This is a genomic window from Desulfovibrio sp., assembly GCF_019422935.1.
Taxonomy (GTDB): Bacteria; Desulfobacterota; Desulfovibrionia; order Desulfovibrionales; family Desulfovibrionaceae; genus Desulfovibrio.
The window spans coordinates 147,034-168,457 of the sequence record NZ_JAHZCJ010000009.1 but is presented as its reverse complement, the minus strand read 5'-3'; the positions used below and the strand labels follow the sequence as shown (position 1 = coordinate 168,457).

The 21,424-nt window shown below is 58.1% G+C and carries 20 protein-coding genes; 7 read left to right on the top strand and 13 right to left on the bottom strand.

Features of this window, described 5'->3' with window-relative positions; translation table 11 throughout:
* Nucleotides 1–115: 115 nt before the first annotated feature.
* Nucleotides 116–703: an IMP cyclohydrolase gene (locus tag QZ383_RS12160; RefSeq protein WP_192112508.1), complete on the top strand. Its 588-nt coding sequence runs from the start codon at nt 116–118 to the stop codon at nt 701–703.
* Between the two features lie 251 nt (nt 704–954).
* The gene (gene hflX, locus QZ383_RS12155) at nt 955–2,484 is read left to right on the top strand and encodes a GTPase HflX (RefSeq protein ID WP_291445785.1); all 1,530 of its coding nucleotides are present in this window, start codon (nt 955–957) and stop codon (nt 2,482–2,484) included.
* Nucleotides 2,485–3,465: 981 nt separating this feature from the next.
* Here the strand turns inward: hflX and QZ383_RS12150 are convergent.
* Nucleotides 3,466–4,140: a hypothetical protein gene (locus QZ383_RS12150; RefSeq protein ID WP_291445770.1), complete on the bottom strand. Its 675-nt coding sequence runs from the start codon at nt 4,138–4,140 to the stop codon at nt 3,466–3,468.
* Between the two features lie 198 nt (nt 4,141–4,338).
* Between QZ383_RS12150 and rfbF the strand changes: the two genes are divergently transcribed.
* The 4 genes from rfbF (at nt 4,339) to QZ383_RS12130 (ending at nt 7,818) form a co-directional block, all read left to right on the top strand.
* Nucleotides 4,339–5,103 (top strand): glucose-1-phosphate cytidylyltransferase, encoded by a 765-nt coding sequence (rfbF, locus tag QZ383_RS12145; protein WP_291445768.1) that lies wholly within the window; start codon nt 4,339–4,341, stop codon nt 5,101–5,103.
* Between the two features lie 123 nt (nt 5,104–5,226).
* Nucleotides 5,227–6,342 carry a CDP-glucose 4,6-dehydratase gene (rfbG, locus tag QZ383_RS12140; protein WP_022658048.1) on the top strand — a complete coding sequence of 372 codons (1,116 nt, stop codon included), beginning with the start codon at nt 5,227–5,229 and terminating at the stop codon, nt 6,340–6,342.
* Nucleotides 6,342–6,839 carry a dTDP-4-dehydrorhamnose 3,5-epimerase family protein gene (locus QZ383_RS12135; RefSeq protein ID WP_227118589.1) on the top strand — a complete coding sequence of 166 codons (498 nt, stop codon included), beginning with the start codon at nt 6,342–6,344 and terminating at the stop codon, nt 6,837–6,839. The genes rfbG and QZ383_RS12135 overlap by 1 nt, the downstream gene beginning before the upstream one ends.
* Before the next feature lies 1 nt (nt 6,840).
* Nucleotides 6,841–7,818 carry a prenyltransferase gene (locus tag QZ383_RS12130; protein ID WP_291445766.1) on the top strand — a complete coding sequence of 326 codons (978 nt, stop codon included), beginning with the start codon at nt 6,841–6,843 and terminating at the stop codon, nt 7,816–7,818.
* Between the two features lie 155 nt (nt 7,819–7,973).
* Here the strand turns inward: QZ383_RS12130 and QZ383_RS12125 are convergent, their stop codons facing one another.
* The 12 genes from QZ383_RS12125 to QZ383_RS12070 all read right to left on the bottom strand — a co-directional run bounded on the left by QZ383_RS12125 (nt 7,974) and on the right by QZ383_RS12070 (nt 19,972).
* Nucleotides 7,974–9,323: a sodium:alanine symporter family protein gene (locus QZ383_RS12125; protein ID WP_291445764.1), complete on the bottom strand. Its 1,350-nt coding sequence runs from the start codon at nt 9,321–9,323 to the stop codon at nt 7,974–7,976.
* A gap of 441 nt (nt 9,324–9,764) precedes the next feature.
* On the bottom strand, nt 9,765–10,682 hold the full coding sequence (locus QZ383_RS12120) for a DMT family transporter (RefSeq protein WP_291445763.1): 918 nt from the start codon (nt 10,680–10,682) through the stop codon (nt 9,765–9,767).
* Nucleotides 10,683–10,788: 106 nt separating this feature from the next.
* Entirely contained in the window at nt 10,789–11,610 is an 822-nt protein-coding gene (locus QZ383_RS12115) for a CatA-like O-acetyltransferase (RefSeq protein WP_291445761.1), read from the bottom strand.
* Nucleotides 11,611–11,649: 39 nt separating this feature from the next.
* Nucleotides 11,650–12,564, bottom strand: a complete 915-nt coding sequence (locus tag QZ383_RS12110; protein WP_291445760.1) for a D-alanine--D-alanine ligase — start codon at nt 12,562–12,564, stop codon at nt 11,650–11,652.
* Nucleotides 12,527–13,189, bottom strand: coding sequence for an HD domain-containing protein (locus QZ383_RS12105; RefSeq protein ID WP_291445758.1), 663 nt, complete (start codon nt 13,187–13,189; stop codon nt 12,527–12,529). Before QZ383_RS12105 ends, QZ383_RS12110 begins: the two co-directional genes overlap by 38 nt.
* Before the next feature lie 210 nt (nt 13,190–13,399).
* Entirely contained in the window at nt 13,400–14,821 is a 1,422-nt protein-coding gene (locus tag QZ383_RS12100) for a lytic murein transglycosylase (RefSeq protein WP_291445756.1), read from the bottom strand.
* Between the two features lie 4 nt (nt 14,822–14,825).
* Nucleotides 14,826–15,518 (bottom strand): helix-turn-helix domain-containing protein, encoded by a 693-nt coding sequence (locus QZ383_RS12095; RefSeq protein ID WP_192112498.1) that lies wholly within the window; start codon nt 15,516–15,518, stop codon nt 14,826–14,828.
* 33 nt (nt 15,519–15,551) lie between these two features.
* Nucleotides 15,552–16,400, bottom strand: coding sequence for a protease modulator HflC (locus QZ383_RS12090; RefSeq protein ID WP_192112497.1), 849 nt, complete (start codon nt 16,398–16,400; stop codon nt 15,552–15,554).
* Nucleotides 16,400–17,560, bottom strand: a complete 1,161-nt coding sequence (gene hflK / locus QZ383_RS12085; RefSeq protein WP_291445754.1) for an FtsH protease activity modulator HflK — start codon at nt 17,558–17,560, stop codon at nt 16,400–16,402. Before hflK ends, QZ383_RS12090 begins: the two co-directional genes overlap by 1 nt.
* 481 nt (nt 17,561–18,041) lie before the next feature.
* The gene (locus QZ383_RS12080; protein ID WP_291445753.1) at nt 18,042–18,299 is read right to left on the bottom strand and encodes a hypothetical protein; all 258 of its coding nucleotides are present in this window, start codon (nt 18,297–18,299) and stop codon (nt 18,042–18,044) included.
* Between the two features lie 72 nt (nt 18,300–18,371).
* On the bottom strand, nt 18,372–18,950 hold the full coding sequence (locus tag QZ383_RS12075) for a tetratricopeptide repeat protein (protein WP_291445751.1): 579 nt from the start codon (nt 18,948–18,950) through the stop codon (nt 18,372–18,374).
* Complete coding sequence (locus QZ383_RS12070; protein WP_291445749.1) at nt 18,950–19,972, bottom strand: glycosyltransferase; 1,023 nt, start codon at nt 19,970–19,972, stop codon at nt 18,950–18,952. Before QZ383_RS12070 ends, QZ383_RS12075 begins: the two co-directional genes overlap by 1 nt.
* Before the next feature lie 179 nt (nt 19,973–20,151).
* Between QZ383_RS12070 and QZ383_RS12065 the strand changes: the two genes are divergently transcribed.
* Nucleotides 20,152–21,234, top strand: a complete 1,083-nt coding sequence (locus QZ383_RS12065; protein WP_291445747.1) for a glycosyltransferase family protein — start codon at nt 20,152–20,154, stop codon at nt 21,232–21,234.
* The last annotated feature ends 190 nt before the right edge of the window (nt 21,235–21,424 follow it).

The window sequence follows — 21,424 nt, the reverse complement described above, 5'->3', positions numbered from 1 at the left end:
CTCAGGGAGGGCTTTGTCTGCAACGCATTGCCAGAACGGGCTTTTTGCAGTATCAAGAATGTGGGCGTATATACGCCGCCAAACCCTTTTCGGGACATTTTTCAAGGAGTCGCTTATGGATATTTTGCCAATTCGTCGCGCTATTCTGAGCGTTACGGACAAAAGCGGCCTTGTGGAGTTTGCCACGTTTCTTACATCGCGGGGGGTGGAACTTATCTCCACCGGCGGCACCCAGAAGGCCCTTGAGGCGGCCGGGCTGTCCGTCACCGCAGTAAGCACCGTCACAGGATTCCCCGAGATTCTGGGTGGCCGGGTCAAAACCCTGCACCCCAAGATTCATGCGGGCATTCTGGCCAACAAGGACGAGCCGCAGCACATGCAGACCCTGTCAGAAAAGGGCATTCGCCCCTTTGACCTTGTCTGCGTCAACCTTTACGACTTTGCGGGCGCGGTGGAACGCCACCTCTCGCTTGAGCAGGCCGTGGAGGAAATTGACATCGGCGGCCCCTGCATGCTGCGCGCCGCGGCCAAGAACTTCCACAGCATCCTGGTGCTGCCCTCGCCGCAGTGGTACACCGCCGCTATGGAAGAAATGGAAAAAGATACCACAGTGGGCCTTGAGTTCCGGCAGGTTATGGCATCGCGCGCTTTTGAGGCAACCTCGCGCTACGATGCCCTGATCACCTCGTATCTGCGTCCCTAGGCTTGAACACAGCCCACTCACCGCATTTGTTCACGCACCCGCAGCCCTGCCCCTTTTGAGGTACAGTGGTTGCGGGTGCGGTTTAACATTTTTTCGTTCAGGAGCTTCCCATCCCAAAGCCAGAAGGTAACGTGCAAGGGCTCAAGCCGAGCCAGCTTGCAGCACTCACCCGCCTGTTCAACCGCCGTTTCCCGGCGGAAGAAGTCTACACCGTTGACCAGGCCCGGGAACTCTCCCTGCTTTCACGCGCCGTGGGGCGGCAACTGGGCCTGCTTATTGACCGCAAGGGCCGGGTGCAGATGGTTATTGTGGGCGAGGCGGGCAGCATCATGATTCCCGAACTGCCGCGCGGACGCAGCGGGCAGGAACGCCTGCGCGGCCTGCGCCTGCTGCACACCCACCTTTCCCCCGGCGGCATCAGTCAGGAAGACCTGATGGACATGCTCTTTCTGCGGCTCGATGCCGTGGTGGCGCTCACCGTGAACCCGGTTGGCGAACCCGTGCAGTGGCAGGCGGCCCATCTTTTGCCCAACCCTTCGGGCGGCCAGCCCTATCACCTTGATACGCCCCAGCCCTGGGATCGCACGGAATCGCAGTTTGTTGCCACCGCCGAAGCTCTGGAAGAAGAACTTGCCCGCAAGGCAGAGGACGCCCGCGAAGCGGACGACACCCCCCGCGCCATGTTGGTTTCTGTAGGTACGCAGCCGCGCATCATTCAGGAGCGCAATCTGGACGAGCTGGCGGAACTGGCCCGCACCGCAGGCCTGACCGTTGCCGGGCGCATGGTGCAGCGCGTGGCGCAGATCAACCCACGCCTCATCATGGGCAAGGGCAAGGTGGCAGAGCTTGAAGTGCTGGCCCTGCAAGGCCGCGCGGGCATGATGGTTTTTGACGGCGAGCTTTCGCCCGCTCAGTTGCACAATCTGGCAGACATCACCGAGCGCAAGGTCATTGACCGCACCCAGCTTATTCTGGATATTTTTGCCCAGCATGCGGTAAGCCGCGCGGGCAAGCTCCAGGTGGAACTGGCCCAGCTGCGCTATACCCAGCCGCGCCTTGTGGGCAGAAACCGCGCCATGGACCGTCTCATGGGCGGCATTGGCGGGCGCGGCCCCGGCGAAACCAAGCTGGAGACCGACCGCCGCAAAATCCGCGAGCGCATGGCTCGCATCCGCAAAGAGCTTGACCAGTTGCGGCGGCAGCGCTCGTTCACACGCGCCCGGCGTTCGCGGCAGGGCATCCCGCTGGCGGCGCTTGTGGGCTACACCAACGCGGGCAAGTCCACCCTGCTCAACACGCTTACCCGCTCGGAAGTGCTGGCCGAGAACAAACTTTTCGCCACGCTTGACCCCACAACCCGGCGGCTGCGCTTTCCTGCGGAAAAAGAAATCATCATGGCCGACACCGTGGGCTTTATCCGCAATCTGCCAAAGGAGCTGATGGACGCCTTTCGTGCCACCCTTGAGGAGCTGGAAGCCGCCGATCTTTTGCTGCACGTTGCCGATGCCTCGCATCCTGACCTTTTGCAGCAGATAAGCGCTGTGGAAACCATCCTTGCCGAAATGGAACTGGACCGCATGCCGAGGCTGATGATTCTGAACAAGTGGGATCAGCTGGAAGCCCCGGCCCGCGCTGAACTGGCGGATGCCTTTCCCCATGCGTTGACGATTTCCGCCAAGAACGGCGAGGGCTGCAAGGCCTTGCTGGAAGAGCTGGAGCTTTTATTGCTGCGGCATCCTGCAAGTATGGTGGCGACTGATGCGCCGACGGTATTGAATTAGGGGGAGATGCCTGCGAGGCGGCGATTGATTATTTTTGCTGCCCTACGGGCACTGGATTCCGCCCTCCGGCGGAGTTTGGGACGCCTGTGCGGCGCGCAGCAAGGCGGGGCCGGTTATAGGGCTACGCCCCCTTCTCGGCCCCCCTTGCATCCCCCCCGAAGCACCCCCTAAGAGGGCTTTCAACTTCCTTAGCGTGACGAGGGCAACGCGGCCATAGCTGCGGGAGCTTCCCTCGCTCGCGCTGCTCACTCAGGTGATCTCCCTCCGCGCCGCGTTAATGCCAGCGACCACTTTCGCTTTGAATGATATTCCGCTTCAGCCAACATCCCTCAGTTCTTGGACTAACTACAAAATACTTCGATCTTTGCCCCGTGGTACTCTGCCTGCATAAAGCTTCGACAAATCCAAATAGCAAACAAAGAGACCTGCAAAATCTTCGCGTTACTTGCGGTGATGCCCGTTACCATCCAACCATGGTCAGACGGAAAATTTACTAGTCAGAAAAAAGCCCTCCATCAGGAGATGGTCGTGGGGTCGCCTTCCTTAAACTCGCCAGAGCGGATGCGAGGGCGATGGCTGGTGTTGGACGAATTTGCAAAAGTCGGGTTTGCGTAAATCAGCCTGACAGGCTCACCCACCCTATCAAAGCTCTCCCTATTCTTTTGCCTTTTCGTTCCCAGCCTTTCCTGCCTTTCAATTCAGCCCGCATCAGAAGCAGGTCGTGGAGCTGCCTTCCTTAAACTCGCCGGAGCGGATGCGGAGGCGATGGCTGGTGTTGAGTGAATTTGCAAAATACGCATTTTTCTGGCCTGACAAGGAAAAATCCTGTTTTTGAGCGCAGCGTACTCAAGTACGTGAGCATCAAAAACAGGATTTTAACGCTGTCAGGCCAAAAAAGTCGGGTTTGCGTAAATGCGCTCGACAGGCTCTCCCGCCGCCAAAACCCTCTTACTTCTCCCAATGCGCCCGTAATACAATACCCTAAATCTTCGTCACGCCATCCTTGTCAGCGCGATTGCCCGGCACAGGGGTCTTCTCCGGCGCTTCCTTGGGCGTGGGTGCAATCGGCGCAGGCTTTTCAGGAGCCGCCGGGGCCTTCTGCAAAGCATACTCTCTGGCAGTGCTTTCCATCACGGCCTGCCCAACCACCAGCCACTTCTCGCCCACCTTGCGCAGGGCAAGCCAACTGGTCATGCGGGCGGGCGTAGTCACCTGCGCAACCGCCGCGTCGGCCCCAAGCTCGGTAATCTTGGCGGCTTTCAGACTCTCAGGCACCCACGGGCAATCCGGGGTGTCAGCCTTGCCGCACTGGGCCACCAGCTCGCCCGTGCTCACGCCGCGCATATACTGCTTTTGCAGGCGCGCCTGCATGTCCACCACGCTGCCCAAAAGGTCTTCCATACCGCCCAACCCGAGCAAGCGCCCCATGGAATCCAGAGCGTTGAGCGCCTGATCTTCGCGCGTCATATTTTTTATCTGGTTGGTTGCAAAAGGCTTCATGTCAATTTGCGCCAGAAAGGCCGCGCCGTCATTTTTGTTCAGGGCGTCGGCCACGTCGTTCAGCGCCTTCTGAGGGCCGGAAGTAACGCAGGCCGCAACCAGCGCGCTCAATAGCAATACCAGCGGCAACAGCAAACCACGGCGAAACAACTTCATAACTACCTCTCTTGCGCACAAAAAAGTTTGGGTTTGAATGCGCTTTGCTTATTCTACGCCGTGCGGGCGCAAATGCAAAGTGCATCTCGGCGGCCCAAGCCCCCTTGCGGGGCTTTTTTTCCTTGCGCCCTTCTGCTACACATGGGCCACACGCCGCGAACGGAACAAGCCATGAAACGCGGCGGCAGGAGGCTTAGAATGAAAGTCATCATCATGTGCGGCGGCAAGGGTACGCGTCTGCGCGAAGAAACCTCGGTCAAACCCAAGCCCATGGTCGAGATCGGCGGACGGCCCGTGCTCTGGCACATCATGTCCATCTATGCGCGCTTTGGCTTCAAGGATTTTATCCTGCCCCTTGGTTACAAGGGCGAGGTCATCAAGCAGTATTTCCACGATTACAACATCCGCAATACGGATTTTACGGTTGACCTCAAGAGCGGCAACATCACCACCTACCCCAATCCCATTGAGGACTGGCGGGTGACCCTGTGCGACACCGGGCAGGAAACGCAAAAGGGTGGCCGCCTCAAGCGCGTTGCCAAGCACATTGACACCGACCGCTTTATGGTTACTTACGGCGACGGCGTTGCCGATATCGATCTGAACAAGCTCATCGAATTCCACAAGAAGTCGGGCAGCATCGGCACCTTTACGGGTGTGCGCATGCCTTCGCGCTTTGGTACGGTACGCACCGATGCCGACGGCAAGATCCTTTCGTGGGAAGAAAAGCCCGTGCTGGACGAATTCATCAACTGCGGATTTTTCGTCTTCAAGCGCGAATTTCTTGATTACCTCACCGAGGACGAAGCCTGCGATCTGGAAAAAGAACCCTTGCAACGGCTGGCGGAGGAGGGGCAGCTTTCCATGTATCCGCACCCCGGCCAGTGGCAGTGCATGGACACGCTGCGCGACTCCATCAAGCTCAACGAGATGTGGGACGCGGGCAAGGCCTTCTGGGTCTAAACGGCACTTCCAACACGTACTTACAGCTTCGGCTGCGGCCTGCCCGTAGCCGAAGCCTGCTTCACAGGCTGCACATCCCCTTTCCGCGTCAGCCAACGCGCGAAAACCCAACGAGGAACCAACATGTTTGCCAACGCATATAAAGGACGCCGGGTCTTTGTAACCGGACACACGGGATTCAAAGGTTCATGGCTTGCGGCATGGCTGACCCAGATGGGTGCAGTGGTCGGCGGTTTTTCCGACTGCGTGCCCACCACCCCCTCGCACTACGCCGCCATGGATCTTTGCGCGCACCTCGAGGCTGACGTGCGTGGCGACATCCGCGACCGCGAAAGCATGATCAAGGCCATGCGCCAGTTCCGCCCCGATGTGGTCTTCCACCTTGCGGCGCAGGCGCTGGTGCGCAAGTCGTACGACGACCCGGCCCTGACCTTTGAAGCCAACATGATGGGCACCCTCAACGTGCTTGAGGCTGTGCGCGCCTGCCCCGATGTGCAGGCCGTCATCATGATCACTTCCGATAAATGCTACCGCAATGATGAATGGGTCTGGGGTTATCGCGAAACCGACCACCTCGGCGGGCACGATCCCTACTCCGCCTCCAAGGGCTGCGCGGAGATCATCGCCCACTCCTATTTTGAAAGCTTTTTCAAGGATGGCCCCGCCTGCGCCACCGTGCGCGCCGGCAATGTGATCGGCGGCGGCGACTGGGCACAGGATCGTATTGTTCCCGACTGCGCCCGCGCATGGGCCGCCGGGCAGCCTGTGCAGATCCGCAGCCCGTGGGCCACGCGCCCCTGGCAGCTCGTGCTGGAGCCTCTTTCCGGTTACCTGTGGCTTGGCGCGCGCCTGCTGCTGGGCCTCAACGAGCCTTTCAACCTGCGCGGGCAGGCCTACAACTTCGGCCCTGCGGCAGACGTCAACAATACCGTGGCCGAAGTGGTGGATGCCCTTGCCCTGCACTGGCCCGGCTTTGCCAGCGAGATGGACAAGAACGGTCAGGCGGGCATGAAGGAATGCACCCTGCTCAAGCTCTGCTGCGACAAAGCACTGGCGCATCTGGGATGGAAGGCTACCCTCACCTTTGAGGAAACCATCCGCTACACCGCCGAATGGTACCACTGCTTCTATCAGGGCCAGAACGGCAAGCAGCCCCAGAACATGCTCGACTTCACCCTTGGGCAGATCGCGGCCTACGTCAACGCCGCCGAACAACGCAATCAGGTGTGGGTAAAGTAATGAATACAGAGGAAATGACTGCGCAGGATGTTGGCATTGCAGGCGCACTGCTGCACCCCCTGAAGGTCATTCCGACAGAAGGCGGGCCGGTGCTGCACATGCTGCGCCCCGGTTCGCCCCTGTTGCCAGACTTCAGCAAGGGCTTTGGCGAGATCTATTTTTCAGAGGTGCTGCCCGGCCACGTCAAGGCCTGGAAGCGCCACACCCGCCAGACCCAACACTTTGCCGTGCCTTCCGGCCTGCTGAAAATCGTGATGTATGACGACAGGCCAGACTCCGAAACGCGCGGCGTTTTGTGCGAACTGGCCCTTGGCAGACCGGAACACTACGGCCTGCTGCGCATCCCCGTGAACGTGTGGTACGGCTTTACTGCTATGGGTGACGCCCCGGCGCTCATCTGCAACTGCGCCGACATCCCCCACGATCCCACCGAGGGGCAGCGACTGCCCGCCGATGACCCTTCCATCCCCTACACATGGAGTGAAGGAGGCGTATAACATGCGCTGCGGCGATCTTTTGCGCGAGGCATGGGTTCCCCGCCCTGCCCTCGCGCCAAAGCTTACTTTCCGCCAACAGGCAAGGGCGTGGTGGCAGGCCTGCCGCCCGCCTTTTTTCATTACGGCGGCCATTCCGGTTACGCTGGCTCTGGCACTGGCCTTTCGCCTGCAAGGTGACATCCGGCCTGGGCAGTGGGCAACCTACGCCCTGCTGCTGGCTGGCTGCTTTATGGGCCTGACCATTGCCAATCTGGCCAACGACCTCTTTGACCATATTCTCGGCGTGGACGGCGGCGACAACATCGGTGGCTCACGCGTTATCCAGTCCGGCCTTATCAGCCCGCGCCAACTGTCCATTGTTTTGCTCCTGCTTACCCCGGCAACACTTGCCGTAGGCGGCCTGCTAATTCTGGGGCTGGCCCCGGCCCTACGGCCCGCACTATGGGCATTGAGCGTGTTCGCTGTGGGTTCCGCTGTTTTTTACGTGGCGCCGCCCATCCGCTACGGACACCGCGCCCTTGGCGAAGTGTTTGTGTGCCTGAACATGGGCTTTATCATGGTGAGCGCCAGCGCCACCCTGCTGCTGGGCCGTTTTGAGCCGTGCAGCTTCGCGCTGGCATTGCCCGTGGGCCTGATGGTGGCGGGGGTGCTGTACTACCAGAGCCTGCCGGAAATCGAAACCGATCTGGCGGCAGGCAAGCATACCCTTGCCAATACCCTGGGCAAGGCCGGGGCCTTTTTGCTGTTCCGCCTGTGGTGGCCGCTGGTGTGGCTGTTGCTGTGCAATCTGTGGGCAGCGGGGCTTGCGGGTTGGCCGGTGGTGTTGTGTCTGGTGGGCCTGCCCTTTTATCTGGCCGCATGCCGCCGCATCCGCCTTGCCGGAGATGGCGACTGGCTGCCGCTGGACGCTCACGGGCATCTGGTGCGCAAATGCTACCTCATCAGCGGCGCGGCACTGATACTGGGCGTGCTGCTGTAAACACTCACGGCTGCAAGCAACTAAAAAAAGGGCATTCCTGTTTGCCGGTCTGTACCAGCAATCGGGAATGCCCTCAAAAATACACACGGACGTGTTCAAGCTGGAAATTTTCCGGCTTTTTTTGCGCCTTCAGATCCCCTGCAAACAGCCTTGGCTCATTGAAAATACTTTTTTGTTTCCGCTATGACTATGGGGCTTAGCACCAACAGTGCCACAAGGTTGGGAAAGGCCATACAGGCGTTAGTGATATCGGCCATATACCAGATAGGCCTGATGGACAGATACGGGGCAACAGCTACGCACAAAATATACAGTATTTTGTAGCTCATTACGTATTTTACCCCGTCCGTCAAATACACAACGCACCGTTCGCCGTAGTAGTTCCAGCCAATGATTGTTGTAAAAGAAAAGAATACCAGCCCGATGGAGACTACGTACATCCCCATGTCGCCAGACATGCCAGCATTGAATGCGGCGTTGGAAAGGATACCGCCGTCAAGCGTTGAACTGTCCAGCAAACCAGAGGTGATAATAACCAGCCCAGTCATGGTGCAGATGACAATAGTCGTGAAGAAAACGCCGGTCATGGCAATCAGGCCTTGCCGCACGCCGGAATCAGACTTGGCTGCGGCCACCACAATGGGGGCGCTGCCAAGCCCGGCTTCGTTGGTGTACACACCTCGGGCAATACCGGTGCGCATGGCTGTCATTACAGAAACTATGACAGCGCCGGTTGCGCCGCCAGCCACGGCAGTCGGCTCAAAAGCAGACTTCACAACCAGAACAAAAGCTCCGGGAAGCGCCGCCGACTGGTTGAACAGCACATAGGCCGAAGCAGCAACGTAAAAGGCCGCCATCAGCGGCACAACGAACTCAGCCACGCTGGAAATGGACTTGATGCCACCAAGAACAACAGCTGCGGTGGCAATGGTCACAACTGCGCCCACCAGCGGGATCGGCACACTAAAGGCATTGCTGACCGATTCCGTGATCGCATTGACCTGCGGGAATGTGCCGCAGCCCATCAGGGCTGTGACTGCGCCAAAAAAAGCAAATAGTTTGGCAAGCCATTTCCATTTACTGCCCATGCCTTGCTCGATGTAGTACATGGGGCCGCCAGCCACTTCGCCATTCTCGTCTATGGAGCGGTATTTGATGGCCAGCACTCCTTCAGCGTACTTTGTGGCCATACCGAGGACAGCCGAAACCCACATCCAGAAGAGCGCGCCCGGCCCGCCCACACGCAGAGCGGTTGCCACGCCAACAATGCTGCCTGTTCCGATGGTTGCGGCCAGAGCAGTGCAGAGGGAAGCAAATGCGGAGACATCGCCCACACTGCCTTCCTCTTTTTCAAAAATATAGCGGATGGCTTTGGGGAGATGGATAAACTGAAGAAATCCCAACCGGAGAGTATAATAAAGCCCGGTAATCAGGAGAAGGATCATGGTTGGGGGGCCCCAGACAATTTCCTGAATCTGTTGCAATACGCCAATAAGACTTTCCATACACACTCTAATTTTCTTAAAATATTTAGTGAGTTGAAGAAAATTTGCAATAAGACGCCACATTCCACGCACATGCCACCGCAAGGCATGTCCCGGTTATTGTGAGCAGCATCTCACCACCATAGCAATGTATATCACCGCTATGAGAATAGGCCGGGCTGTTGTGATATGCGACTTTTTGTCATTCCGCAACTCCCGTTGTAATATACTGCGAGATCAATACTCAAACAGCCTGGCTTTATCTTGCAAGGGTATTCACGCTTGACCAACTTGAATTCTGCCTCTTTTTTGGGAAAGTGCATACTGCGTCCGCAATTTTCCAGTAAGTTGCTTGAGCCAGTTGCAGCATACTGCAACGAAAAGCGGGGATACGGCGACCGTATCCCCACGCGTGAAAGCTACCAAACCTGTACGTCAACGAGGCGCAACAACGCGTTTCTGTCATTTGCCCAGATGCTCCGCCTTTTTCATCAGGCTGAAATTGCGCATTTCTGAAATGCCCAATCCAACCAGCGTCAGGGCTGTTCCAAGCGCCGCCATCCAGGTAATCTGCTCATGCAGCACCAGAACCGCAGTAATTACCGTGACAACGGGAACAAGATAGATGTACACGCAGCTTTTGACAGCCCCAAGCCGCTGTATGGCAAAGGTCCATGCAACAAAACACAGGGCGGACGCTCCCAACCCCAAAAATAACAGGTTGAGGCTGTTAACCGGATTTTCCAGACGCTCCAGCCCCAGATGGAATTCCATAACCGGCAGGCAAGGCAGCATGAACAGCAGGCCGTAGAAAAAACAGCGTCTTGTGACCATCAGGCTGTTATAGCCAAAGGCCATGAGCTTGCGCGTCAGAATGGAATACCCGGCCCACGAAAGCCCGGCCAGCACGGCAAGCACATCCCCAAGAGGATTGAGACGCAATTGAGTGCTGCCGCTAAAGCTGATGAGGCCAATGCCCAGCATGGCGGCCACAAAGCCCAAAAAGAAGTTCAGCCCCGGGCGCTCGGCCCGCAGCAGCCAGAAGGCCAGCAAACCCGCAAAAAATGGCGATATGGCCACAATCACGCCCACATTTGAGGCAAACGTGTAGGTAAGGGCAATATTTTCAAGCAGAAAATACAGTGTCACGCCGCACAACCCAGCTAAGGCGAACAACACCTCCTGCCGTTTGTCCGTAATGCGCAGCAAGCGCGGGCAGGCAAGCCACAAGGCCGCATAGCCCAGCAAAAAGCGGAAAAAGAGTATTTCCACGGGCGTAAAAGCGCGCAGCAGAACCTTTGTGGAAATAAATGTAGTGCCCCACACGATAATGCAGAACAGCGCCGCCATGTGACCTGTCAGAGTTTTGCTGTGCGTCATGAACCCAACCGGATAAAAAAAGTGGTTTATCATTGAGCCAGGGGCGGCTAGTGACAAAAATTCCGCAAAGGGGCTGGCCCAAAGGAGTAGTGGCAGTGCCAGCCGCTCAGCGCAGCCAGAGCTTGGCCACGTTCGCGAGGTGTTGCACGCGGCAGAACAGCCACGAGGTGTGATACCCGTCAGCCACTGCATGGTGTACGCAGACAGACAGCGGCAGCAGCGTTCTGCCGCTCTGCTCATAGTGTTTGCCTGCGCGCAGCAGAGGAAAAAGCATGCGGGATTCTGCGTACGTATCCTGTGCAAAAGAAGTAAATGAAAGCCAGGGCAACGAGGATATGGAACAAAAGTTGCCGGGCTTGTCCGGGCGTGCGGTTACCCCGGTTGCGCCGCCATAACGTGCCATGTCTTCTAGCACGTGGGAATAAAATGTGGAAAAATCCGCAGTCCATTCGCTCCATACATCAGAAAAGCTGCAATCGCTCTGATGAAACAGCGTATAAACCGGGTTGCAGAACGTCCACCAGCCAAGATTGCCCTCCGCGTCCATCGACAGGCGAAAGGTACGGCTCACATCCTTGCCCGGCCAGCCGCCTTCCGGCAATGGCAAGGGCATCTGCACGCTGCTTCGGCTGTGTTCGTCCTTAGCCGCCGGTGTGTCGGAGCAGCTCTCTGCTGGCGTCGGCTCTCCGTTGACAGCGGCCATGAGCAGATAAAGCAGGCAGGGAAAAAACCTGCGCCCCTCGCGCGCCTGCATCAAGCCGGTTATGTCCACCTGCGCCGTAATGGAATAGCGGCACTTTATTTTATTGAAATAGTAGTCAAAGTACTGGCGTCTTGGCCATGTGCCCAAATCAATGGGTATAAAACGCGCATGGCGTTTATGCAGATGGTCACCCAGGCCGGCTGGATGGGACAACGCTTCAGACATTGAAACTCCCTTGCCCTTCGACATCGGCAATCCAGGCTGTCAGCCGCGAGCCTGCCCGGCCATGCCCAGCTCTATGAGCCTTTCAAGCAACTGCCCAAAGTCCAGCCCAACAGTGCGCGCCTCGCGCGGCACAAGGCTGGTGGCCGTCATGCCCGGCAGGGTGTTTACCTCAAGAATGGTCAGGCTGTCGTCCGGGCCAAGAATAAAATCGGCCCGGCTGTAGCCGCTCAGGCCAAGAGCCTTGTGCGCCGCAAGAGCAAGCTCCTGCACGCGGGCGGTCAGAGCTTCGCTGATGGGCGCGGGGCATATCTCGCGCGCGCCGTCCTTGGCGTACTTGCTTTCATAGTCAAAAAAATCGCCGGCCACAGGCTCAATAAGAATGGGCGGCAGTGCTTCCTCGCCCAGAATGCCGCAGGTCACTTCGCGCCCTGCGAGCACGGGTTCCATGATGACCTCGTCGCCAGCGGCAAAAATGGATGCCAGCACTGCGTCAAGCTCGGCCCGGTTGCTGGCGCGGCCCATGCGCAACGAAGACCCGCCCGTATTGCTTTTGACAAAGAGCGGATAGGGCAAGCGCGGCTGCCAGCCACACTCGGGGGCGCAAGGCAAAAATTCCCAGTCTGCCGTGGGCAGGCCCGCCTGCCGGAATATCTGCTTGGCAGCACTTTTGTTGAGCGCCAGGAAAGACCCCGCAGGGCCGGAACCCTGGTATGGGCAGCCCACCCGTTCAAGCATGGCCTGCACAAGGCCGTCTTCGCCGGGTGCGCCGTGCAGGTTGATGAGGGCAAAATCGTGTGCGGCTGCTGTCTCAAGCAGGCAGTCGAAGCCCGAAAGCAGGTCAAAAAACGTTACCGAATGGCCGCGTTGCGCAAGCGCCTCCTGCATGGCGCGCGCCCCGTTGAGCGAAACTTCGCGCTCAGTGGACCACCCGCCCGCAATCAAAAGAATTTTCATGTAAGGCCCATCCCAGCTGCGCCTCAAGGGCGCTTTCAATATTTTTTCCCTGTCTGTAGGCAACGCCAATGCCCTCGCGCGCAGCCTCGGTACGGCCATAGCGCTCAAGCAGGTCTTCGTAGCGTTCTTCAAGCGTCACGCAGGCATCATGCCTGATGCGCTTGTCTGCATAGATCACAAAAAAAGGCAGTGAACAGATTTCCGGCCCTTGCGGCAAGGCCCACGGCCACCACACATGCATCATCACGCCCTGTGCAATGGCATAGTTGCCCGTTTCAGCCACAGTCCAGGCCGCGCCCACCTGCGCGTGGCTACCGCCGTGCTTGACGCAGTAGGTCTTGGCAATGTCGTGCAAAAGGCCGCCAGCGCGAACCTCGGGAACCCGTATGGCAAAGCCCCTGTCCGCTGCCCGCTGTGCCAGTGTAGCTGCCACGTGCGCTACCAGCAAGGAATGCCGCCGGATGTTCGGCAGCATGCCGTATTTGTCCCACAGGACCAGGCATGCGGCTTCACTGGGTACGGGCCGCAGAGCGCCCGCGCTGCAAAGCGATGGCAAGGGAGGCAGATCGGCCAGAGGCCGGTTGCTTTCTTTCAGAGGGGGCTTTGCGCCGGAATTGGTGTTCATCCTCAAAGTATGCCACCGCAATAAAGGGATGGCAAGATTGCCCCTGGTGGCATTCAGTCGGCGGCAGATATAGCCCGGATTTCAGCCATGCCTTTTCTGACCGTGCAACAAGCCTGGTATTAATACCTGACAGTGCGTGTTTTGCCCACGCGCAAAAAATCCCGCTGACCAAAGGACAGCGGGATAATAAGCATCGATAAATTAAAACCGTCAGTTTGCGGGCTGAACCGGCTTTGGAGCCTTGCTCGCCGGTTTGGTCGCAGCAGGTTTGGCTGCCTTGGCCGGAGCGGCTTTGCCAGTTTTTGCCGGAGCAGGCTTGCCCGCAGTGGCAGGGGCGGGCTTGGCCGACGCCTCTGGCGAAGGCGCGCCGTTGATCATGTCTGACAGGGCCAGAATGGTGTTGGCGTAGATGGCGGCATGGTTGTAGGCCATGAGTATCTGATGCTGCCTTGCGCGCGGCAGGCCAGGCTTCCAGCCATGTTTGGCGAGATAATTGGAAAGACTTGCCACAGCATCGGGGATGGTGAACAGATCAACCTTGCCATCGCCGTCGCCGTCCGCACCGTACGTGGCAATATTGGAGGGCATGAACTGGCACAGCCCCACAGCTCCGTAAATGGAACTCGGCAGATGGTGCGGATCAATATTGTCGCGCAACATATGCTCCACCAGTGCCTTGACTTCCTTGTAGGCCCAATCCGCCCGTTTGGGCATGATTTCGGCAAACCAGTCGAGGTGCTCCTGATAGCCGGGCATGCGCGGCAGCCAGTCGGGGATATCAGAGGGCTGACGCGTCATCGACATGCTGGCAAGCGTGTAAAAGGCGTTTTCCGGTACATCGGCCAGCACCTTGCCAAGGCGGGTTTCCACAAACAGCAGGGATACCGCAACGGATGAGGGTACGCCAAAACGAGCTTCGGCCTGATCAAAGGCGCGCTTGTTCTGTGCCACAAACTGGCGGCACAACTGCACATTGGCATCGGTCAGCACACCCTTGTAGTACAGGGCCGCAGGCGCGGTGGAAGGCGGCTTGGGGAAAAATTTGCGGTTATACAGTTCGCGCATTTTTCTGCCCATGGGCGACTGCGTGGGCGTGGCGCTGAGTGTAGCCAGCAGGGCGTCCACCCTCGGGCCGGAAAGCCCGTCAGCCGCAAGCCGATCAGCCAGGGGCCGCCATGCCGGAGCTATGGCGGCGGAGCCTGCGGCTGGTTGCGGCTGGCTTTGCTGATATGAAGGGGAGTACGTTGGCGCAGGCGTGGGCGCATACGTTGGAGCTGGCGAGGCATAGCCTGGGGCCTGACTTTGCGGCTCGCCATAGCTTGGGGCCGCCGTAGTGCCAGCGCCATTGCTGCCGCCCGCATACCCGCCGGAATAACCGCCGGAATAATTGGGGGTCGCATAGCCCTGCCCCGTGCTTGGCGATGCGGCAGGGGGTGCCCCAGCCGGGCTGTAGGAAGGCTGGCTTGCAGCAGGAGAGGACGGCAAATCATACGATGTAATACCGTCCCCACCGCGTGAGGCCGCTGTCTGTGCGCCGCTACAGGCGCACAGCAGCAGACAGCCCGCAAGACCACATACCGACCAGGCTCTTCGGCAAAACGAATGAACGGCAAAAGCCGGTTGCAGCATCATTTTTCTACACTTCCTGCAACACCCACGCCACGCGACCAAGCATGCGCTTGGCAAGCAGGCCCGCAGCCAACTGGGTTTCGGGGAAGCTTGCAGCTTCGGAGCGCAGCACATAGCCATCCTGGGTGCTGTTCAAAAACACCCTGCGCAGCACTACGCCCTCATTGGGGGCAAAAATGGCATAGATGCGGCCAGACACCACATCCGTATCCATTGTATCCACGCCCACATGCGCCCCTTCCGAGATAAGGGGGGCCATGTTGGCGCCGCGCACCCGCAGCACCTGGAGGCCGTCACGCGTGAGTGAAAGCGGCAGCGATATCTTGCCCGCCAGAGCCAGGGCAGGACGGGGGGCATCATCATTGTAGACGCACTTGGCGTCGTACACGGAATGGATGCCGCCACGGGCCATGGCATCTCCATAGTGGGCAGCTGTTTCGGCAAGTGAGGCCGGTGCGTCTTCTGGCACATAGCCCTGCTCGGTGCGCAAGTACATGGGGCCAACACCCTGCTTGAGCCAGTCAGGGTTCAGCCCAAACTTCTCGAAAAGCTTCATGAACCAGTCACCGGGCACGGAATTGCGCCGTTTCGCATCGGAAATACTGGACTGACGGATGTCCAGAACCTCGGCCAGCTCAACCTGTGTACGGCTGTTGGTGGCCAACTTGATGCGTTCATATATCTCTGCAAAACCGGGCATAACTCTTTGACTCCTGGCGTGGAAAACCACGCATCAATGTTGCTGATTGAGCAGTGGCGTTTCGTTGGAAAGCACCAGCTTGCTGTTCTCTTTTAGCGATTTACGCATGGCGTCAAGCCAGCGTTGGTACGCATAGAACTGGGGGGCCTTGTTATAGGCCTGGGCGTAAACTGACGCAGCCTTGGCATCGCCCTGCCCTCGTTCTATCTGCGCGGCGCGCGCCGCCTCTGCCAGAATAACCGCGCGCTGGCGGTCGGCATCGGAACGGATACGCGTCGACTCCTCTTCACCTTCCGAACGGTACTGCTTTGCCTGCCGTTCACGTTCGGCCCGCATGCGACCAAAAATCGCACGCTGGTTTTCAGGTGGCAGGTCTGTACGCTTGATGCGCACATCCAGCACCTCGACTCCGTAGCCATGCATGAGGTCGGAAACCTTGTTGGTCACTTCCTTCATAATGGCCGCCCTGTGGGAGGACACGACCTCTGTAAGGGTATACGCACCCACAAGCGCCCGCAGTTGTGAATAGACAACGTCGTCCAACCGCGCCTGCGCGCCGGGAATGGAACGCATGGTGCGGTAAAACTGCAGGGGATCAATGATCTTCCAGCGCGCATAGTTATCAAGAACAATGGCCTTTTTATCTACGGTAAAGGCCTCTCGGGAGCGCGCTTCATAGTCCAGAACACGGGCATCGAAATAGACCACGTTCTGGATAAAAGGAATTTTAAAATGCAGGCCAGGCCCGTACACGCGCGAAAGCGGTTCACCCAGCTGCAATACCAGAGCCTTCTGGGTCTGGTGAACGGTAAAGAATCCCTGGGTAACAACGATAAGCAGTACCAGAGCAACAAGAATCAGTACCAGAGGATTTTTACTCATTATTTCTTCTCCAGCGTCTTGGGCGAAGCAGGAGCGCCGAGACCAGGCAAGGTGAGATAGGGCAAAGCGCGGGCAGCAGCCGGATTGTCCATAAGCACCTTTTCGTTCGCGTTGGAAAGAATGTCTTCTACTGCTTCAAAATAGAGGCGCTGTTCCGTGACCTTGGGGGCCTTGTCGTGCTCTATGCGCAGGGCTTCAAAACGGGAGGCATCACCCTCTGCGTTACGCACGCGCGTTGCGCTATAGGCAGCGGCCTCGTTGCCCATGGCGGCAGCCTGGCCCCTGGCCTTGGGCAGCAGCTCATTGCGGTAGGCCTCGGCCTCGTTGATGATGCGGCTCTTGTCCTCACGGGCGCTTGCCACGTCCTTGAACGCGTCAATAACTTCGTGCGGGGGGTGCACATCCTGCAACTGCACGGCCAGCACCTGTATACCCGCGCCGTAGCGGTCAAGCACGGTTTGCAGCAACTGGGTGGCTTCGCTCTGAATTTTCAGTTTGCCATCGGTAATGGCAGAGTCGATCTGGCTGTTGCCGATGACCTCGCGCATGGCCGCCTCTGCGGCATTGCGCACCAGCGCTGCGGGCGCGGTAACGTTAAAAAGGTAGTCCACAGGGTCGCTGATCTTGTATTGCACACTGAACTGCACGTTGACGATGTTTTCATCGCCCGTGAGCATGGAGGCTTCCTCCGGAATAGTGCGCAACTGCCCCTGCTGGAAGGTGGCCGCCTGCCCAACGGAGCGGAAGCCCACCTCGCTGCGCAAAACCTGCGTCACCTGCGGCTTGTATACAGACTCAATGGGAACAGGCCACGCGTAGTGCGGGCCGGGCCCTTCGGTGCGGTCATACTTGCCAAAGCGCAGCACAACACCCTGTTCATCGGGATTAACAATATAAATACCCGAGAGAAGCCACAGAACCACAATGGCAAAACCCACAAGACCAGCCGCCCTTCCATTGGGAAAGCGCATGCGGGCTATTTTGGAAAAAGGGTTTTCACCACCGGGGCCACGGCCGTTGTTAAAAGGGGTGCGCCTGGCACGAGGGGTTTCTTCTTCCTGCCCCATATCGTCAGAATCCACATCCTGAGGAGGTCGGGGCGGAGGGTTAGAACCCTGCTTCTGTCTTTTTTCCTGAAGTTTGTCCCAGTCCCAATTCATAACGCAAACATGTCCTTTAAAGAATGCGTGATGTTATTGCCGAACAAAAAGTATCGGTCAGTAACTCACTAATATTATGGAGAAATAAGGAAGTTAAACATGGCACTACAGTGACGAGAACAATAAGGCTTTTCATCCATTCTAATCGGGCATCTTGTACAATGTAGGCACATTCTGAAACAAAGTCAATATAACATGGCAAATTACTATGTTTTACAAGCAATACGGTAAAAATTACAGGTAATTGCAATCTGAAACAAAGGGAAGAACCGTTCCCGATTAGTGATCTTCAGTTACGGACAGAAAGAGCGGACCAAAAATACACTTCTGCATCTCCTTTTCAGAACTACGCGCGACACGTCAGCCCTTCAGCAGAATGACCGCTGAAAGGACAAGATCAAAAAAGGTGACAAACTATACACAAAAAACGGGCCGCCCGCTACTACTGCGAGGCAATCCAACTTTTCAAAATAAAAACAGCCTAGTAGGCCAGGGAAACAGCCGCAGATTTATCCGCGTTCACGCTGGGGCTGCGCAGGGCGGTTCCCGCAAGCGGCACAACCCGCACGGAATTGACCACATCCGCCCGCACATCAAAACCAGGGGTATAGGCAAACTGTCCGCTTTCACCCATGCTTTCGCCGCGCCAAAGGGTAACGGCAAAGAACAGTGCGCAACCAAAGAGCGCCGCGCTCAATGCCATATAGGGAACTGACTTCACACGATTGTGACCGTTCATGACGACTCCCTGCGGCAGCTTTTGCCGCCGCCAAGTTTTCGTCAGAACGATGCAAAAAATACGCCGAAAGATTTACTGACGCAGGCGGGTGCACTCCTCCACAATGCGCGTCAGTTCCGCATCGTCCGGCAGTTCCTTGAGGCCGGCCCGCGCATGCCCCATGGCGCGCACATATTCGCCCGCATCCATCATGGCCCGGGCCATCATGCCAAAGATGGCCTTTTCGTCCTTGTAGTGTTTGAGGGCCTCGGCAAAACATGCATCAGCCTCTGACGGTTTGCCCTCTGCCAGAAACTTTTTGCCGTCGCTGAAGCCGTGGTCAAGATTCAGCTTGCGCTGCAAGGCCGCCTGATATTCTTCTTCTTTTTCCTGCCCTTTCAGCGAGCGGTACAGCTGTGAAAGAAGCAGGAACAACTCCTTTTCCGCACCGGGAGTATAGGCAAAGGCTGGCGCTCCAGCGGCTTTCAGCTCCGGATCAACAGCCAGATCCGCCACTGCGGCCCGAAAATCGCCGCGCAGATCAAGCGGGGCGCTCTGGCCGCCCAGTTCCTTGAGGGCCGAAATGGTTAGAAAGAGCGCCCGTTCCGTATCGCGGCGCGCGCAACAGGCCTTGGCGCGGCCCAGGTCTTCTCTGACTTTACGTGCGTTCATCACAGCCCCTTATCAATTTTTGTTGCCTGCGCGTGCTTTTCAAGCACCTGTCGCATGGCGTCCGCCGTAGGCGCATCCAGTTTGTAGGACATGACATAATCCCGAAATCGGGCATTCAGCCCTGCGGCCACCTGCGCAAGATCGCGCTGAAATTCCTTGTATTCCTTACGTTCGGTCAGCCGCACCCGGCCCTGCCCGTCCACATCGTCTACAGCATAGCGCTGTAGTGGCGCAAGAGAGCGCAGGCCGGAAAGGTAAAGAATTTTATTCATGAACAGCTTGCCCATGCACAGGTTATCCCTGACCACCAGTTCGCGGTGCAACCTGCGTTTGTCTATACCGCGTGCGGCATAGGTTTCGCGCGCGTCATCGTCTTCCCGGATGTTCTCAAAATACTCGGGCCCAAGATAATAGTACTGCGGCAGGCCCGCCGCCTGCATGCGCAGGCCGTAATCGCCATCCTCGCCTCCGTAGAGGCCGTATTCCTCATTCCAGAAACCCAGTATTTCAGAAACAGCCTGCGGCACAAGCACGGCCTGACCGGGCAGATTGCCCACGCACAACCCAAGCTCGCCGTGCGGGGTTTGCAGGCTGCCGGGAGTTTTACGCAGCATTTCGCGGTTAAACGCGCCGCCAAGATTGGAGAGCGGCTGCCCGTGGCTCCACAGGGCCAGCAGGTCGCGCAGCCAGTGCTTGCGCACAATGGCGGTATCGTTATCCAGCTTCATATACAGAGGCGCGGGCACAAGCTGCCAGCCCACATTGGCTGCGCAGGCCACGCCCATATTGCGCGGCAGCAAAAAAAGATGGTCGATCAAGCCCTCTGCCCGCAAGGCCAGCAGCTTTTTTACAAGCTCCGGCTCACTGCCGTTGTCCACCACCGTGAGATGGAACGGCACCTCGCGGGAGGTAGCTGCCAGGGCGCGGATGGCGCACTCCGTGGCCGCAGGCCTGTTAAAAACCGGGATGGTCACGTTGCAGAGCGGCCCCTGCGGGCTCGCCCCGGTGCTGGGCTCGTGCATGTATGCTCCGCTGGCGCTTGTGCGCCCCGCAGTCAGGTGTGACAAATAGCAAATACTGCGTGATGGTAGATAAACAGGCCCCTGTGCGTCAAGGCGAGCAATTGACGCTGCTGCCCTGCATTGGTAGGCTTGCCGCCGCAAACCCGCCGCCTATTCTGCGGCAGGCATAAAGGAGAACCATGGCGCGCGTACTTTACGGCATTCACGGCACAGGCCACGGGCACGCCATGCGCGGCCTGACCATAGCCCGCCGCCTTTCACGGCACGAATTTCTTTTTGTGGCGGACGACGACGCCCCAAAAATTCTTGAGCCGGAATTCCCCGTGCGCCGACTGCCCAACCTGGGCACGGTGTTCAAGGATTACAAGGTGGACATGGCCGCCACCATCAGCCGGGCCCTGCCCCTGCTGTGGCACAGGCAGCGCTATATTGATCAGGTGTCGCGGCTCATTGATGAATTCCAGCCCGATGTCTGCATGACCGATCTGGAATATTTTGTGCCGCGCGCCGCCGAAAAGGCCGGTCTGCCCTGCCTGACCCTCGACCATCAGCACATCATCACCTGCTGCCAGCACAACCTGCCGCCCAACATGTGGTGGGATACCTTTGTGCAGGGCCTCACCCCGCGCTATCTCTTCCGCCCCACGGCAGAAAACCTCATCATATCTTTCTACTCGCCGCCGGTGCTGCCGCAGTACAAGGCGCGCGTAGCCCCGCCAATCCTGCGCGACAGCGTGCTTGCGCTCAACCCGCGCGATGACGGCCACGTGCTCGTGTACCAAAGCAATTCAACCCACCGCAAGCTGGTGGACTTTCTGCGCGCAGCCACGCGCAAGACCTGCTACGTCTTCGGCTACGACCGCACCGATGGGCAGGAGGACAACGTTATCTTCATGCGCAAAAGCGAAGAAGGCTTTCTGCGACTGCTGGAGGGCTGCTCCTACGTTATCCAGGGCGGCGGGCATACCCTCATGGGCGAGGCCTTGCACCTGGGCAAACCCATACTCACCCTACCCCTCAAGGCCATGGTGGAACAGCGCTTCAACGCGCTCTATATTGAACGCCTGAACTACGGCATGCAGGCCGACATGCTCACGCTGGAGCCGGAACTGCTGCAACGCTTTGAGGCAAACCTGCCTGCCTACAAGGCAGCCATAGCCGCAGGAAACTTCTGCGGCAATGAAACAGTTTTCGGCCTTGTGGATCACTTTATCCGCAATGGCTCCCTGCCTGTGCACGGCAACCCCGCAGTGCAGGAATAAATCCGGCAAGCCGCTTTTTCAGCGCAACTCCAGGGCCAGACCTCCGGCAAATCGGCGGTCTGGCTTTTTTCTACCCCCTCCGACACTGTCTGCACCAGCTTTCCATCCACCTGTATTTGCAGCACAAATTTTCTGGCGCACTGTTGTAACTGCGCTGTCATGTCTGAAGCAATGGCGTAATTGGCCGTTG